The organism is Pantoea sp. S18 (assembly GCF_045689705.1).
Taxonomy (GTDB): Bacteria; Pseudomonadota; Gammaproteobacteria; order Enterobacterales; family Enterobacteriaceae; genus Pantoea; species Pantoea symbiotica.
This window is the reverse complement of the sequence record NZ_CP142688.1, coordinates 3813827-3830694: the sequence shown is the minus strand read 5'-3', so window position 1 is coordinate 3830694 and position 16868 is coordinate 3813827. Positions and strand designations below refer to the sequence as shown.

Annotated in this window: 12 protein-coding genes and 3 tRNA genes; 10 read left to right on the top strand and 5 right to left on the bottom strand. The window is 55.8% G+C overall.

The window, feature by feature from the left end:
• Positions 1 to 68: 68 nt before the first annotated feature.
• Complete coding sequence (gene argR, locus VIJ98_RS17725) at positions 69 to 539, bottom strand: transcriptional regulator ArgR (RefSeq protein WP_008101964.1); 471 nt, start codon at positions 537 to 539, stop codon at positions 69 to 71.
• A 424-nt stretch (positions 540 to 963) separates the two neighbouring features.
• Here argR and mdh point away from each other — a divergent pair, with 424 nt between their 5' ends.
• On the top strand, positions 964 to 1899 hold the full coding sequence (gene mdh / locus VIJ98_RS17720; protein WP_097095873.1) for a malate dehydrogenase: 936 nt from the start codon (positions 964 to 966) through the stop codon (positions 1897 to 1899).
• A gap of 52 nt (positions 1900 to 1951) precedes the next feature.
• Here mdh and mscM read toward each other — a convergent pair whose 3' ends face one another.
• The 3 genes from mscM to rsgA form a co-directional block, all read right to left on the bottom strand.
• On the bottom strand, positions 1952 to 5287 hold the full coding sequence (mscM, locus tag VIJ98_RS17715) for a miniconductance mechanosensitive channel MscM (RefSeq protein WP_179452036.1): 3336 nt from the start codon (positions 5285 to 5287) through the stop codon (positions 1952 to 1954).
• Between the two features lie 14 nt (positions 5288 to 5301).
• Entirely contained in the window at positions 5302 to 6198 is an 897-nt protein-coding gene (asd, locus tag VIJ98_RS17710) for an archaetidylserine decarboxylase (protein ID WP_256697595.1), read from the bottom strand.
• 93 nt (positions 6199 to 6291) lie between these two features.
• Positions 6292 to 7335: a small ribosomal subunit biogenesis GTPase RsgA gene (gene rsgA, locus VIJ98_RS17705; RefSeq protein WP_007891997.1), complete on the bottom strand. Its 1044-nt coding sequence runs from the start codon at positions 7333 to 7335 to the stop codon at positions 6292 to 6294.
• A gap of 103 nt (positions 7336 to 7438) precedes the next feature.
• On the opposite strand from rsgA, the gene orn reads away from it, so the two are divergent.
• From orn to VIJ98_RS17685, 4 genes are all read left to right on the top strand, one after another.
• Positions 7439 to 7987, top strand: a complete 549-nt coding sequence (orn, locus tag VIJ98_RS17700) for an oligoribonuclease (RefSeq protein WP_323275312.1) — start codon at positions 7439 to 7441, stop codon at positions 7985 to 7987.
• Between the two features lie 299 nt (positions 7988 to 8286).
• Positions 8287 to 8362 (top strand) — tRNA-Gly (locus tag VIJ98_RS17695).
• Between the two features lie 28 nt (positions 8363 to 8390).
• Positions 8391 to 8466 (top strand) — tRNA-Gly (locus VIJ98_RS17690).
• Between the two features lie 197 nt (positions 8467 to 8663).
• Positions 8664 to 8739 (top strand) — tRNA-Gly (locus VIJ98_RS17685).
• A 433-nt stretch (positions 8740 to 9172) separates the two neighbouring features.
• Here the strand turns inward: VIJ98_RS17685 and queG are convergent.
• The gene (gene queG, locus VIJ98_RS17680; protein WP_323275310.1) at positions 9173 to 10312 is read right to left on the bottom strand and encodes a tRNA epoxyqueuosine(34) reductase QueG; all 1140 of its coding nucleotides are present in this window, start codon (positions 10310 to 10312) and stop codon (positions 9173 to 9175) included.
• On the opposite strand from queG, the gene nnr reads away from it, so the two are divergent.
• Genes nnr through miaA form a run of 5 tightly spaced genes read left to right on the top strand, consistent with a single transcriptional unit; the run spans position 10311 to position 16797 of the window.
• Positions 10311 to 11828 carry a bifunctional ADP-dependent NAD(P)H-hydrate dehydratase/NAD(P)H-hydrate epimerase gene (nnr, locus tag VIJ98_RS17675; RefSeq protein ID WP_323275308.1) on the top strand — a complete coding sequence of 506 codons (1518 nt, stop codon included), beginning with the start codon at positions 10311 to 10313 and terminating at the stop codon, positions 11826 to 11828. The genes queG and nnr overlap by 2 nt on opposite strands.
• 3 nt (positions 11829 to 11831) lie before the next feature.
• Positions 11832 to 12308: a tRNA (adenosine(37)-N6)-threonylcarbamoyltransferase complex ATPase subunit type 1 TsaE gene (gene tsaE, locus VIJ98_RS17670; protein WP_258144056.1), complete on the top strand. Its 477-nt coding sequence runs from the start codon at positions 11832 to 11834 to the stop codon at positions 12306 to 12308.
• Positions 12305 to 13966, top strand: a complete 1662-nt coding sequence (gene amiB / locus VIJ98_RS17665; RefSeq protein WP_154154924.1) for an N-acetylmuramoyl-L-alanine amidase AmiB — start codon at positions 12305 to 12307, stop codon at positions 13964 to 13966. The genes tsaE and amiB overlap by 4 nt, the downstream gene beginning before the upstream one ends.
• Before the next feature lie 43 nt (positions 13967 to 14009).
• Positions 14010 to 15863: a DNA mismatch repair endonuclease MutL gene (gene mutL / locus VIJ98_RS17660; protein ID WP_323275305.1), complete on the top strand. Its 1854-nt coding sequence runs from the start codon at positions 14010 to 14012 to the stop codon at positions 15861 to 15863.
• Positions 15856 to 16797 carry a tRNA (adenosine(37)-N6)-dimethylallyltransferase MiaA gene (miaA, locus tag VIJ98_RS17655; protein WP_036648157.1) on the top strand — a complete coding sequence of 314 codons (942 nt, stop codon included), beginning with the start codon at positions 15856 to 15858 and terminating at the stop codon, positions 16795 to 16797. Before mutL ends, miaA begins: the two co-directional genes overlap by 8 nt.
• Positions 16798 to 16868: the final 71 nt, after the last annotated feature.

The window sequence follows — 16868 nt, the reverse complement described above, 5'->3', positions numbered from 1 at the left end:
GGTTGGTTACGAATGAAGCGGGAAGGGCAAGATAACCGGCAGAGGATCTGCCGGTATGCAGCAGGGTTTTATAGCTCTTGTTCGAATAAAACCAGAATCGCGTCGTACAGCTGTTTTACTGAGAAGGTGCGCGCAGGGGTAATAAAGATGGTGTCATCACCGGCGATGGTGCCGAGAATCCCTTCCGCTTTGCCCAGCGAATCCAGCAGGCGCGCAATCAGCTGCGCAGCGCCCGGACTGGTGTGAATCACTACTAACGCATCGTTGTAATCGATATCCAGCACCAGATTCTTCAGCGGGCTGGTGGTGGTGGGTACGCCGAGTTCAGCAGGCAGGCAATAAACCATTTCCATCTTGGCGTTACGCGTACGCACCGCGCCGAACTTGGTCAGCATGCGAGAAACTTTGGACTGATTGATATTCTCGAAGCCGTCTTCCTGCAGCGCCTGCACGATTTCGCCCTGGGAGCTGAATTTCTCTTCCTTCAATAAGGCTTTAAACGCCTTAATCAAGTCGTCTTGTTTCGATGGGTTTCGCATAAGCTACCAATTAAAAGAGGGTTGCAGAGGGCAACAGGCCCACGGCAGATAAATTATTATGCATTTAGATGAATTTTTATGCAATAAGTCTGATGAGAGAATCGCGGTAATGACCTGCGGGGCGGGCATAATAACAGAATATGAGGTTGCACCAAAATCGCGGGTGGACGCGCAAAGCGAAGGTTGCAAAGTTGTTATATTATTGAGGTGGTAACAACAATATCGATGATCATTGCCGTCCATTGTCTGCTGGCTGCGAATGAATCATTCAGGCGACTTCTGAAGTGGAGATGTCTCGGGAGCCGATTGCGGCGTAGTGTTAAGTGCGCGACAGGTTTAGTCGCTATCGCCTGAGAAGTTGATTAAACTCGTAACCTGATGGATTTTCGGCATATCTCTGCCCCACCTTAATAAGGAGTTCAGGATGAAAGTTGCCGTTCTCGGTGCCGCTGGTGGTATTGGCCAGGCGCTCGCACTGCTGCTCAAAACGCAATTACCCGCAGGCTCAGCTCTCTCACTTTACGATATCGCCCCGGTAACGCCGGGTGTGGCGGTCGATCTCAGTCACATCCCAACGGCAGTCACCGTGGAAGGGTTTAGCGGTGAGGACGCTACGCCTGCGCTGCATGGTGCCGATGTGGTGCTGATCTCTGCAGGTGTGGCACGTAAGCCGGGCATGGATCGCGCCGACCTGTTTAACGTTAACGCCGGTATCGTGCGTAACCTGATTGAACAGGTTGCCAGCACGGCGCCAAAAGCGCTGATTGGCGTGATCACCAATCCAGTCAACACCACGGTGGCAATTGCAGCCGAAGTGCTGAAGAAAGCTGGCGTGTATGACAAAAATCGCCTGTTTGGCGTTTCCACTCTCGATATCATCCGCGCTAATACCTTTGTCGCGGCGCTGAAAGGCAAGCAGCCTAACGAGATTGAAGTGCCGGTGGTGGGCGGGCATTCAGGCGTAACCATTCTGCCGCTGCTGTCGCAGGTAAAAGGCGTGAGCTTCAGCGAGCAGGAAGTGGCGGATCTCACCAAACGTATTCAGAACGCGGGCACCGAAGTGGTGGAAGCCAAAGCCGGTGGCGGATCGGCAACGCTGTCGATGGGACAAGCGGCGGCCCGTTTTGGCCTGTCATTGATTCGCGCCCTGCAAGGTGAAGCCAACGTCGTGGAGTGCGCGTATGTGGAAGGCGATGGCGAATACGCCCGCTTCTTCTCGCAGCCGCTGCTGCTGGGCAAAAACGGTATTGTTGAGCGCCGTCCGCTGGGTACGCTGAGTGCCTTTGAACAGCAGGCGCTAAACGGTATGCTGGAAACGCTGAAGAAAGATATCGCGCAGGGCGAAGAATTTGTGAAGTGATCGGCTCTGAGCAGCAATAAAAAACGCCCGGCATTTGCCGGGCGTTTTGTTTTTATAATCCGCCAGATTTGAAGGTCTTATTGGCGGGCGCGCCGTTGCTGGCGGGATTCTGTTTTCCTAGCGTCTCCATGCGTACCTGGAACGGCGGGAATGGCATCTCAATGCCGTGTTCCTCAAAGCCGCGCAGAATCAGCTGATGAAGTTCATGGCGCAGCGGCATGCGATGTCCCATCTCCGCCGCATGCACACGCAGTTCAAACAGCTGAATACCTTGCTGCAAATCGACCAGGAACACATCCGGTGCCGGCATATCCAGCACGTAGGTGCAGCGATCGGCCGCCTGCTTAAGAATGTTGGTCACTTCATCGCTGTTGACTCTGGCCGGCGCCGGAATCGTCAGCACCACACGCGTCACCGAATCCGACAGCGACCAGTTTACGAATTGCTCCGTAATGAAAGCCTTGTTCGGCACGATGATCTCTTTGCGGTCCCAATCTGTAATGGTGGTGGCGCGCGTGTTGATGCGGGTGATGCTGCCGGTCAGATCGCGAATGGTTACGGTATCGCCGATACGGATCGGTTTCTCAAACAGGATAATCAGGCCGGAAATAAAGTTGGCGAAAATCTCCTGCATCCCGAAGCCCAAACCCAGACCTAACGCGGCAACCAGCCACTGCAGCTTCGACCACTCAATGCCCATCATCGAGAAGCCAATCAAGCCGCCAATCAGCATCAACGCATACTTGGTCAAGGTGGTAATGGCGTAGCCGGTGCCCGGTGCCAGGCTGAGATGCTGTAACAGCGCCAGCTCCAGCAGCGCGGGCATATTGCGCACCAGCTGCGTGGTAATAATCAGCACCAGAATTGCAATCAACACCGCGCCCAGCGTAATCGCCTGCACGCTATCGACGCCCTGAATGGTGGTGCTGGCATTCCACAGCGGAATGTTATCGAGGAAGCTAAACGCCGAGTGAATTTCTGACCACAGCACAATCACCGAAACCAGCGCAATCAGCGTCAGGATTGAACGCACCAGACGCAGCGACTGCGCGCTGATCTCATCGAGATCAATGCTTGGCTCATCGATTTCGATGGTGTCGGCATTCGCCGGCGTCGATTGCTCTTTCTCTTCTTCACTGCGCGCGCGGTTGGCCAGCATATCGGCACGACGCTGACGTGCGCGGTCAAAGGCGATGCGGCGGCGCTGAATCAGCATCCAGCGGCGGATAATGTGATACACCACCAACAGGAAGAACCAGATGCCCACTGAGGTTTCCAGACGCGCCAGCAGCGCCTGCGCGGTGGCGAGATAACCGATGCAGGAGGCTAGGGCAGCAACCAGAGGCAGGGCGATCATCAGGTTCCACAGAATGCGGTTTACGAAGTTATCGCCGTTGCCCTCTTTATCCAGATAGAGCGGAATACCGGCGCGTTTCAGGCTAACGGTAACGATGCTCAGCGCGCCACAAATCAGGATGAAGCACACGCGCCCCAGCGTGCCGGAGAATTGCGGATCGTCCAGGTTTGCAAAGGCGATCAGCAGCATGATCAGCGGCACAATCAGCCCAACCGATAGCGAGTAATAGCGCATCGCACGTGCCACGCGCGCCTGCGGCCAGCGGAAGTGCACCACAAACAAGCCGTCGGGACGCGCAAAGGCGGCGCTGATCATAAAGGCCCACAGCAGCGGCAGCGTGGCGGTGATGCCATCGCCAATCGCCACGGCGAACGGATAAGGCCAGGCGTGCTGCAAACCGTAACCGAGCGCGGCCCACAGCACCGGCAGCGGCACCGCCACCAGAATCGACCAAAATACCGTGCGCAGCGTCAGGCTAAAGCGGTCCTGCGTGACTTTGCCGACACGGCTGGCGGAGCGCTCCATAAAGGCGTTGTAGTGACGACGTGAGCTGATGCTGAAGCCCACCAGCAGCACGGCACCAATAATCGGCAGCACGGTTTCACGATTGGTAAACATCATCGCTAGCGCTTTACCGAGCTGACCCGCCGTATCCAGCGACAGCAGACGCTTAAGATCCTGCGCCATCTCGACCGGGAAATTCAGGCCGATGGTGTTAACGTCGGCGGTCCAGAACAGATAGCGATGCGTCGCATCTTTTACTTCAGCTAAGGCATCCTGCAGCTGCGTATTGGAAACTTTGAGCTTGGTAATTTCCAGAATCAGCGTATCGCAACCGGAAATCAGTGAGTTCAGCAGCTCGCGCTGGGTTTTGAGTTGCGCTTCGAGGATGCGCACCTGATCGCTGCTGAACGGCGTGCCATCATCCTGCTTGGACTTGCGCAAATCCTGCTGGCGCTCGAGCAGATCTTCATAATGCAGACGCTGCACGCGCAGCTGGCCCATTTCGCTGTCGATCTGCTGAGATTTCGGCATCTCGGGCAGACGCGCTACCTGCGCGCGCAAGGCTTCGCCCAACAGATTGGACGCGCCCAGCCATTGCGACTGCTCACGCAGCGTGCTCAGTGCCTGACGTACCTGCAAGGTCTGATTAGTGGCTAAACGCTGCTGCGAAGCGACTAAATCCATGCGCTGCGCTTGTTGATTGAGGTCAGCGGAGAGTTCGCGGTTTACGCGGAACTGATCGCTGATCGAACTCGGCAGATCGCCACTGTTTTCTGCCAGCTGCTCGGTGCGCTCCAGCGCCAGTTCAGCTTCGCGCTGGCGCTGGTTGTTGAGCTGATTGCGCAGCGCCTGCAGATAGTTATCCAGTTGGGTGGCTTTGCGCTGATGCACTTCGGCGCGCATACGCGCCAGTTCCTGACGGTTATTCGCCGACAGCTGTGCCAGCTCTAACTCGTCCACGCGCGCTTTGTTGGCAGCGTTTTCCGCCTGACGCGCGTAAATCTGCGCCTGCGCTAACGGCGTGGTCGCCGCTGAGGAACTCTGCGCGCGGCGATCGCTTTCGGTCATTGCCCGGCGTGCATCGGTTTGCTGCTGAGGCAGCTGCGACAGTGAATCGCTGATTTCGCGCGCGCGATCCTGCTCCTGCTGCGCCTGGCGGCCTTCCTCCAGCAGCTGGCTGCTGACCTGCAACAACTCTTGATCCAGCTCGGCGCTGCTCATATTGCTGCGCACCGCCTTGCTGCTATCCGTCAGCGTGGCGATCTGCTGGCGTAATTCACGCGCCAGGCGCGGGAAATCATCAATCACCTGCTGATACTGCTTCGCGCGCTCCAGCGACTCATCGCGCTCGTTGAGGAAGTTGATCGCCGCTTCCAGCGCCTGCACCTGTTCGGTTTGCGCGGGTGAGCTTTTTGCGGATTTAGCCGCATCCAGTTCCTGCTTAAGCTGGCTGGATTGCGGAACGGTCGCTGCAAATACAGAACTGCTGAGCACAAGGCTCAGCAGCAGGGAGAGGAGAACACGCACGGGAGAGGTTCCGGTTATTTGCTTAGTGAGACGCTGTCGCCAGGCTGAGGCAGGGCGATGGCCAGCGGCTGACCGAGGCGGGTTTTGCTTTCGGCTTCAAGGCTTTCCGCCAGCTTTACGCGATTCGGAGCGAACAGGTTGATCACCGTTGAACCCAACTTGAAGCGACCCATTTCCTGGCCTTTTAGCAGCACGACCGCACCGTCATGATCGGCAGACGGATAGCGCCAGCGTTTGATCACACCTTCGCGCGGTGGCGTGATAGTGCCCGCCCACACGGTTTCGATGCTGCCGACAATGGTGGCACCCACAAGGATCTGCACCATCGGGCCATGATCGGTATCGAATACGCAGATCACGCGTTCGTTGCGCGCAAACAGATTCGGGATGTTACGCGCGGTCAGCGGATTCACTGAGTAGAGATCGCCAGGCACATAGATCATTTCGCGCAGGACACCGTTACACGGCATGTGCACGCGGTGATAATCGCGCGGGGCGAGGTAAGTGGTAACAAACTCGCCGTCGTGGAACTGATCCGCCAGATCGTCGTTACCGGCCAGCAGCGCCTGCAGGCTGTAAGTGTGGCCTTTGGCCTGAAAGATCTGATCGCCGGCAATGCGGCCCAGCTGGCTGATCGCGCCATCGGCGGGCAGCGCCAGTAAAGAGGCGTCAGGATCGACAGGACGCGCGCCCTCTTTTAATGGACGCACGAAGAAATCATTGAAGGTGCGGTAGCTGCCGGTATGTGGCTTGCTGGCTTCTGCCATATCCACTTTGTAGTACCAGACAAATATGTCGATGACCGCTTTAGTGAGCCAGCCACCACGACGGCTGGCGCCCCAACCGGCGAGTTCGGTGAGCCCTTTTTTGGGCAAAATATGATTCAGGCCGAGTTTAAAACGATCAAACACCGTTGCCTCCTGGCTTAATTACGTATCGTTAACAAAAAGGGGGGCGGATTGTAGCAGCGCCCCAGCGCGTTGGCGAATGTGCCGTTGTACTGCTTAATCCGCGTCGGAGGAAAAGTTTTTACGCGTCTTTACCTGCGCCATACTTTCCAGAATTCGGTGGTAGTTATCGAAGCGCGAGATGTCGATCTTGCCTTCTTCTACCGCTTCGCGGATGGCGCAGCCAGGATCGGTATCGTGCTTACAGTCGCGGAAACGGCAACTGCCAAGGAATTCACGGAATTCGACAAATCCGCGCGTCACTTGTTCCGGCTCCAGATGCCATAAACCGAATTCACGCACGCCTGGTGAATCGATCACATCGCCGCCCGCCGGGAAGTGATAAAGGCGCGAGGCGGTGGTGGTATGCTGACCCAAACCGGAGACGTTCGACACATCGTTAGTCAGAATTTCCGCTGCCACATCCAGGCCAAGCAGGTTATTCAACAGGCTCGATTTGCCTACGCCCGATTGACCGGCAAAGATGCTGACGCGGCCGGTTAAGGCACTTTCCAGTTCAACCAAACCATCTTTGGCGTGGCTGGAAACCATCAATACGCGATAACCAATGTTGCGATAGATCTCCATCTGCTCGTCAACAAACGCGCGGCCTTCGGCATCCAAAAGATCGGTTTTGTTGAGCACCAGCAGCGGTTCCACACCAAGCGTTTCGCTGGCGACCAGATAGCGATCGATAATGTTAAGTGACAGTTCCGGCAGGATCGCCGAAACGATAATGATCTGATCGATGTTTGCGGCGATCGGTTTCACGCCGTCATAAAAGTCTGGGCGCGTTAGTACGGTTTTGCGATCGTGTACCGCTTCGACGATCCCTTTACCGCCGCCAATGGCGACGCGCCATAAAACGCGATCGCCGGTGACCAGCGAGCGAATGGTGCGGCGGATGTTACAGCGATGCACAACGCCTTCGCTATCTTCCACGTCTGCGTGCATGCCGAAACGGCTGATCACCACGCCATCAGCCGCTTCTCCAAACAGACTATCATCCGGCTCCGGCTTATCGCTCCGTTGCTGCAGACGACGCTGATGGTTGGCGCTTACGCGACGTTGTTGACCTTTCGACAGTTTGTTTTTACTCACGCATCCTCTCACGGCTTTCGCCAGGCTTCGCCCTGCTGGGCAAAACGTCTATGATACACCTGAAATGAGTTTAATGACGACTTTGGCAACAGGCGGGAAACGCATGACAGCTGGAAATGAAAACAACCTGATTTGGATCGACCTCGAAATGACCGGATTAGATCCGGAGCGCGATCGCATTATTGAGATCGCCACCATCGTGACCGATGCCAACCTGAACATCCTGGCAGAAGGCCCGGTGTTCGCAGTGCATCAATCAGACGAGCAGCTGGCGTTGATGGATGACTGGAACGTGCGCACGCATACCAATAGCGGTTTGGTGGCGCGTGTTAAAGCCAGCGAGCATGACGACCGTGCAGCAGAATTGGCCACCATCGAGTTCCTGAATCAGTGGGTGCCGGCGAATACCTCGCCGATTTGCGGCAACAGTATTGGTCAGGATCGTCGCTTCCTGTTTAAGTACATGCCTGAACTGGAAGCCTATTTCCACTATCGCTATCTTGACGTCAGCACGCTGAAAGAGCTGGCGCGTCGCTGGAAACCGGATATATTGCCTGGCTTCAAAAAGTCCGGTAGCCATCAGGCACTGGATGACATTCGCGAGTCCGTCGCCGAGCTGGCGTACTACCGCGAGCACTTCTTGCAGCTTTAATCGACAGTGGGTGCGCAGGAAATCATCAGGTTGTCGATAAAAGCAGCGAACGCGCGGAAAGCGCAAAATTTTGCTTTTAGACTCTTGCGACTGAAAGGATTTCTCGTATAATGCGCACCCCGTACCGGTGAAGAATTTGATTCGGAATTCGGAACGGAGAAGTAAAACGAAGTTCAGAATCGAGCATGTTTGTTTGATGCAAGGCGGCAACTGAACGAGTCACAGCGAGCTTACATCAGTAAGTGACCTGTGCGAGTGAAGGCAGCCAACGCAGCAGCAAATAAACAGGCGATGATTATGCGGGAATAGCTCAGTTGGTAGAGCACGACCTTGCCAAGGTCGGGGTCGCGAGTTCGAGTCTCGTTTCCCGCTCCAAACTTTCGTTGCGTAGTAAACCTCTAATGCGGGAATAGCTCAGTTGGTAGAGCACGACCTTGCCAAGGTCGGGGTCGCGAGTTCGAGTCTCGTTTCCCGCTCCAGAGTTTGTAGTAAACCATCCAAATCACGGATTTAGTCGTTAGCGTGATTGTTGTGACAAAAATACGAAGATGCAGAATCGAGTATTTTAGTTTGCAACAAGGCGGCAACTGAACGAATCCCTGGGAGCTTACATCAGTAAGTGACCTGGGTGAGCGAAGGCAGCCAACGCAGTAGCGAACTAAAATACGAAGATTATGCGGGAATAGCTCAGTTGGTAGAGCACGACCTTGCCAAGGTCGGGGTCGCGAGTTCGAGTCTCGTTTCCCGCTCCAAATTTTTATATTCACTAATGTTATTTGCCCTTAGGCGCAATCAGAATTAAAACTGCTGCTGATATTTTTATCGCATGCAACACCGTTTTTTTCTGGAAATTTTGCACGCCTCGCTAGCACCGATAATGCTTGTTGTCTGACGCAGTTATCTTACAGGTTATCCACAATGTGCCTGCAAGGTTCTGACGGCGTTTTCCCCGTTGTTTAAAACTGTTTTGAACAGAGTTATCCACAAGCTCTGGACAAACCCCTGCGCGCTAAACACGACGTGAATATTTACAATAATCGTTTAATTGATTGATTTATAAGTGGTTAAACGTATTTCAGACTGTGATCTTACCCTTTAGACGAAATTACGATCTCCGTCACTATTCCGTTGGATAATTTTATTCACAGCATGTGGAAAAGCGTTTTATTCTGTGCGACTGCTCAATCAAGCATCACGTGGCAGGCCTTTTTCAACCGCGCGCACCAGCCGCTGTTTCTTCGCTGGTTGCACTTCCACCGCTTGCGCCGCGCGTTTCTGCAACTGCTGTGCAATCGCCCATTCAATATGTTCATCAAGCAGTGGATGTTCGCCGCTACGCGATGCTAATGCCGCCATATTTTCTTCTGCCCAAGGCGCATTGCCCAATGCCACCGCAATGTTTCGCAACCAGCGCAAATGCCCAATACGCCGAATCGCTGAACCTTCAGTGATGCGCAGAAATTTGGCTTCATCCCATTTGAATAGTTCGGTGAGCGGCGGCGCATGCAGCACCGCGCGCGGTGAGAAATCATCTTCATCGGTTAACTGGCCGTAACGATTCCATGGGCAGATCAACTGGCAATCGTCGCAGCCATAAATTCGATTACCAATCAGCGGACGGAACTCTTCGGGAATTGCGCCTTCCAACTCGATGGTGAGATAGGAGATGCAGCGCCGGGCATCGACCACGTAAGGTTCGACGATAGCGGAAGTGGGGCAGATAGTGATGCAGGCGACACAGCGTCCACACTGCTCTTCCTGCGGCTGATCAATCGGTAACGGCAGATCAATCAGCAATTCGCCGAGGAAGAACCAGGAGCCCGCTTCACGATTTAGGATCAGCGAATGTTTGCCGGTCCAGCCTAAACCGGCTTTAGCGGCAATCGGGCGTTCAAGAATCGGCGCGGAATCGACGAACGGGCGAAAATTGAGTTCGCCACAGTGCGCCTGAATCATTTCTCCGAGCTTTTTCAGTCGATTGCGCAATACTTTGTGATAGTCGCGGCCCAGCGCATAGCGACTTACATAGCCTAGCTGCGGATTTTTCAAGGTGCTGGCAAAGGCGGCTTTGGCTGGAAGGTAATTCATGCGTACGCTAATCACGCGCAGCGTGCCGGGCAGCAGCTCATGCGGCCGTGCGCGCATCATGCCGTGGCGCGCCATCCAATCCATCTCGCCGTGATATTGCTTATCCAGCCACGCCTGCAGTTTGGGCTCTTCGGCGCTCAGATCGGTATCGCAAATACCCACCTGCTGGAAGCCGAGGTCGCGTCCCCACTGTTTGATTTGTTGAGCGAGCTGTTGAAGATCGAGAGGATATGACATGAGAAACCAGGCAATTGAAGCAAACGCGCGCAGTTTACCACACTCTGTCTGGCCTGCGCAGGCGATGGCACAACTGGAACGCGATGCCGCCGATAGCCTGGGCTTAACGCTGTTTGAGCTGATGCAACGTGCTGGCCAGGCCAGCTATGAATTAGGCCGCCAGCTGTGGCCGCAGGCGCACCATTGGTTGGTGCTGTGCGGGCACGGCAACAATGGCGGTGATGGTTATGTGGTGGCGCGACTGGCGCAGGCAGCAGGTTTGAATGTAACGCTGCTGGCGTGCACGGGCAGCAAAGCCATGCCAGAAGAGGCGCAGCAGGCGCAAAACGCATGGCTGGCGGCGGGCGGTGTGATTCACGCGGCGGATGCGCCGTGGCCGGAAAAGGTTGATGTGATTGTTGATGCGCTGCTCGGCACCGGCCTGAATCGTGCACCTGCGGATCCCTACGATCGCCTGATTACACTCATCAACGCGCATGCCGCACCGGTGCTGGCGATCGATATTCCTTCCGGTTTGCTGGCGGCTAACGGTACGGCGCCGGGCGAGACGGTCATCGCCGATCACACGTTGAGCATGATTGCGTTGAAACCCGGCCAACTGACCGGGAAAGCGCGTGATTACGTGGGCGTGCTGCATAACCACGAGTTGGGCTTGTCGGCGTTCCTTGCCGCTGAGAAGGCACCGATTTCACGCTATGGCGCTGGGGATTTAACGCGCTGGCTGAAACCGCGTCGTGCGACCTCACACAAAGGCGACCAAGGTCGGCTGTTGGTGGTCGGCGGCGATAGCGGCACGGCGGGCGCGATTCGCATGACTGGTGAAGCCGCATTGCGAAGCGGTGCCGGACTTGTGCGCGTGCTGACGCATGAAGATAATATTGGCCCGATTCTCACCGCGCGACCGGAGCTAATGGTTGATGCGCTGAGCGATGAACGTCTGGATCAGGCGCTGGAGTGGGCGGATGTAATCGCCGTTGGGCCGGGGCTTGGCCAGCGAGATTGGGCTCAGAAGGCATTGAAAAAGATCGCGGCCAGTGAAAAGCCGATGCTTTGGGATGCGGATGCGCTTAACCTGCTGGCAATCAAGCAGGATAACCGTCAGAATCGCATCATTACGCCGCATCCCGGCGAAGCTGCACGCTTGCTGGGAGTGAAAACCAGCGAGATTGAGAGTGACCGCTTACATGCTGCGCGCGCCCTGGCGAAACGCTACGGCGGCGTGGTGGTATTGAAAGGTGCGGGCACGGTGATTGCCAGCGCGGCGGGTGACATCGCGATTACCGATGTGGGCAACGCGGGCATGGCGTCCGGCGGCATGGGCGATGTGCTGAGCGGGATTATTGCCGCTCTGCTCGGCCAGAAACTGACATTACTTGATGCAGCCTGCGCAGGCTGTGTCGCGCATGGGGCAACAGCCGATGCCGTCGCGCGTCAGCGCGGTACTCGCGGCATGTTAGCCACTGATTTGTTCGAGCTGCTGTGGCAGTTTGTTAATCCAGAGATGATCCAACAATAAAGCATGAAGACCTGTGTTATCCCTTTGCCCGATGAGGCGGCAACCCTGAATCTGGGTGCGCAATTGGCGCGCGTCTGCAACAGCGCGCTGGTGATCTATCTTTATGGCGATTTGGGTGCCGGTAAGACCACCTTTAGTCGTGGTTTTCTGCAGGCGCTCGGCCATCAAGGCAATGTAAAAAGCCCAACTTATACGCTGGTCGAGCCCTACGAGCTCGGCTCTCGCACGCTGTACCATTTCGATCTCTATCGTCTTGCCGATCCCGAAGAGCTGGAGTTTATGGGCATCCGCGACTATTTCACCGGCGATGCGCTTTGTCTGGTGGAGTGGCCGCAGCAGGGAACTGGCGTGCTGCCTGAGCCCGATTTAGCGCTGACGTTGCGCTATGTTGATGCGGCGCGTGAAGCCGAAATTAGTGCGGTTTCCGCCACGGGCGAAACGCTGTTAACCCAATTCCAGCAAGGCAGGGATCCGGCATGATGTCACGGATGAGAATCATTGTACTGGGCTTGCTGTGCCTGTTTTCTGCCTCGGCGTTGTCTGCCACGTTATCGGATATCAAAGTCGAAAATGGCGATAGCCAGGCCACCGTCACACTGAGCTTTAACGGTCAGCCGGTGTATGGCTTTTTCCCACTGCATAATCCCAATCGTGTGGTGCTCGATATTCGTCAAAGCGGCGCGATTAAAGGTCTGCCGCTGAATTTTAGCGGCGAAAATATTGTGCAGCGCATTCGTCATAGCCAACCGAAAGATAAGCAAAGTCTGCGTCTGGTGTTCGAACTGACGCAGCCTGCACAGACGCGCGCCAGCACCCAGCGTGATGGCAGTAATTATCGCGTGGTGTTCACCATTCGTGGGACGCAGCCAGCGAAACGTCCGGCCGTTGCCGCGCCTGTCACCACGGCGCGTGAAAGCCAGCCGCAGAGCAGCAGCCAGGGCAACCCGTTCAACGCCAATCAGGTGACTGCGGTAACCAGCAGCAATACCACCGTGCGTCCCGGCAACTCGGTTAGCCGCAACGATGTGGTGATTGTGGCGATTGACGCCGGACACGGCGGTCAGGATCCCGGTGCATCAGGCCAGCATGGTTTGCATGAGAAAAATGTCACCATCTCGATTGCGCGTAAATTGAAAGCGCTGATGGATCAGGATCCGATGTTCAAACCGGTGCTGACGCGTAACGGCGACTATTTCATCTCGGTGATGGGCCGTTCGGAAGTGGCGCGTAAAGAGAACGCGAACCTGCTGGTATCCATTCACGCTGACGCCGCGCCAAACCATTCGGCGACCGGCGCATCAGTTTGGGTGCTGTCTAACCGGCGCGCAAATAATGAAATGGCGAACTGGCTGGAACAGAAAGAGAAACAATCTGAGCTGCTGGGCGGCGCAGGCGATCTGCTGGCGAATAGCCAGGCCGATCCCTATCTCAGCCAGGCGGTTCTGGACTTGCAGTTTGGTCATTCACAGCGTGTAGGCTATGACGTCGCCGTCAAAGTCCTGCAGCAGCTGCGCGGTATTACGCCGCTGCATAAACGTCTGCCGGAACATGCCAGCCTTGGCGTTTTACGTTCCCCGGATATTCCTTCTTTACTGGTCGAAACCGGCTTTATTAGTAATGCCGCGGAGGAGCGGCTGCTTGGCAGCAGCGCGTATCAGGAGAAGATTGCTCAGTCGATTTATAAAGGCCTGCGCAATTATTTCCTTACGCATCCGCTGCAATCGATCCCAAAGGAGGAAAACCGGCCGCTGGACAGCGCACCAGCGGTTAGCGTCGCCAGCAACCCGGCGACCGGCACGGTGCAATATACCGGCACGACGCAGCGTCATACCGTGACGCGTGGCGAAACGCTGTCCGGCATCGCGGCAAAATATGGCGTGAGCATGGCGACGTTACGTGAGATGAATAGCCTGAAGCGCGATGTGGTATGGGTGGGACAGCGCCTGAAGGTGCCCGCTAAATCCAGCGTTAGCGTGGCGGCGGCGAGTCGTCCAACCCGGCATAAAGTGGTGCGCGGCGATTCGCTGACGGCCATTGCCGCGCGCTATGGCGTGAGTTCGAAAGCCATCATGCAGGCGAATAATATGAAGTCGAGCAATGTGATGCTGGGGCAAAACTTAAAAATTCCGCAATCCTGATTGTTGGCTCCTCGTGAGCCAACCAGCCAGAAGGATCACCACCATGCCAATACAGATTTTACCGCCGCAGCTGGCGAACCAGATTGCCGCAGGCGAAGTGGTTGAGCGTCCGGCGTCGGTCGTAAAAGAGCTGGTGGAAAACAGCCTTGATGCCGGTGCCACGCGCATTGATGTCGATATTGAGAAAGGTGGCGCGAAGCTCATCCGCATTCGCGACAACGGCTGCGGCATCGCTAAAGACGAACTGGCGATGGCATTGGCGCGGCATGCGACCAGCAAAATAGCCTCGCTCGATGACCTTGAGGCGATCATGAGCCTCGGTTTTCGTGGCGAAGCGCTCGCCAGTATCAGTTCTGTTTCTCGTTTAACGCTGACTTCACGCACCGCCGATCAAAGCGAAGCCTGGCAAGCCTATGCGGAAGGGCGCGACATGGATGTGACGGTGAAACCGGCTGCGCATCCGGTGGGTACATCGCTGGAAGTGCTCGACCTGTTCTATAACACGCCCGCACGCCGCAAATTCATGCGGACTGAAAAGACCGAATTTACCCATATCGATGAGGTGATTCGTCGCATTGCGCTGGCACGCTTTGACGTCGCCATTTCGCTTAGCCACAACGGTAAGTTGATGCGCCAGTATCGCGCGGTCAGTGAAGATACGCAGCGTGAGCGGCGTTTAGGTGCCATTTGCGGCACTACGTTTATGCAGCACGCTTTGCGTATTGAGTGGCAGCACGACGATTTAGCGCTGCGCGGTTGGGTCGCCGATCCCAACGGCTCGCGCCAGGTTACCGACCTGCAATATTGCTACGTCAACGGACGCATGATGCGCGACAAGCTGATCAATCACGCGATTCGTCAGGCGTATCAAACGCAGCTTGGCGACGATCAGCAGCCGGCTTACGTGCTCTATCTGGAGATCGATCCGCATCAGGTGGATGTCAACGTCCATCCGGCTAAGCATGAGGTGCGTTTCCATCAGTCGCGTTTGGTACATGATTTTATCTGGCAAGGCGTGATGAGCGCGCTGCAAGCCAGTCGCGCGCCGGAATTGCCCATCACCCACGCCGAAGAACCGGCACCGAAGTGGCAGCCAGAAAACCGCCAGGCAGCAGGCGCGAACCACTTTGCCCAGCCCAGCAACACGCCACGCAGCGGCAGCGCTTCTGCAGCGGCGGGTGCAAGCTGGCAGAGTAAGGAGCCGGTTTACAGTGCGCGTGAAGGCAATGCGTATAAGCAGTTGATGAAAACGCCGGTGGTAGAAACGCCGCGCGCTGCGCCAGTTCCTGCGGCGGCTCCGGTGCGTCAGCCGGAAACGCGTGAAGCACCGCTGGCCGCCCACGCGCAAAGTTTTGGCCGCGTGTTAAGCGTTTTGCAGGATCGTTATGCGCTGCTGGAACGTGGTAGTGCGCTGCAATTGTTATCACTGGCCGTGGCGGCACGCTGGTTAAAACAGGCCCAGCTGCAACCAGGCGAAGAGGGCTTAAAACCGCAGCCATTGCTGATCCCGGTACGCCTGAAAATTGCCGCGCCGGAACTGGCCGCTATCACCGAGCACGCCGCGCTGCTAAGCCAGATGGGCATTGATTTACAACGAGAGGGGCAGCACGTGACGCTACGTGCGGTGCCTTTACCGTTACGAACACAAAATTTACAAATCTTGATTCCAGAACTGTTAGGCTACCTGGCCCGGCAGCAAGAGGTTTCTGCATCCACGTTGGCCCAATGGCTGGCGCGTCGCGATGATGCAGAAGACGCTCACTGGAATCACTCGCAGGCGATTGCACTGCTGGCAGAGCTGGAAAGGCTTTGCCCGCAACTGCTGAAGTCGCCGCCTTCAGGTCTGTTACAGACCATTGAGATTGAGAGCGCGCTGAACGCGTTGAAGCATGAGTGAACTAAACCAGGCTAGCCGGCCAAAGGCAATTTTTTTGATGGGGCCTACCGCCTCCGGTAAGACGGCATTAGCGATTTCGCTGCGTCAGCAACTTCCGGTGGAACTTATTAGCGTTGACTCTGCCTTAATCTATCGCGGGATGGATATTGGCACGGCGAAACCGTCGGCAGAAGAGTTAGCACTGGCGCCCCATCGTTTGCTGGACATTCGCGATCCGGCGGAAGCCTATTCCGCCGCAGAATTTCGTCGCGATGCGTTGGCAGAAATGGCGGAGATCACCCGGAAGGGGAAGATTCCGTTGCTTGTTGGTGGAACCATGCTCTACTTCAAGGCGTTACTTGAAGGATTGTCGCCGTTGCCCTCGGCCGATCCTGAGGTGCGTCAGCGAATAGAGCAAATGGCGGCGGAGAAAGGGTGGGAAGCCCTGCACCGTCAGCTGTGTGAAATCGATCCGGTCGCCGGTAGTCGTATTCATCCGAATGATCCGCAGAGACTTTCGCGAGCACTGGAAGTTTTTTTTATTTCGGGTAAAACTTTAACGGAACTGACAAAAACCTCCGGCGAAGCGTTACCCTACGACGTGTACCAGTTTGCTATCGCACCTGCGAGTCGTGAACTGATACATCAACGCATTGCGTTGCGTTACGACCAGATGCTAGCGTCAGGATTTGAAGCGGAGGCTCGTGCACTGTTTGCGCGAGGTGATTTGCATACGGACATGCCTTCCATTCGTTGTGTAGGTTATCGCCAGATGTGGTCTTATTTATCAGGCGAAATCGATTACGACGAAATGGTTTATCGGGGAATTTGCGCCACTCGGCAGCTCGCTAAACGCCAGATGACCTGGTTACGTGGCTGGCCTGAAGTACACTGGTTAAACAGTGATGAGCCAGAGTTAGCGCGTAATGCGGTGCTTAAGGTAGTTAGTGCGTAGCAGGGATGATTGTGTACAATTGATTGGTTATCGTGCGCAAATTTTTACGCAGTTTTTCTGAACCACGGTTC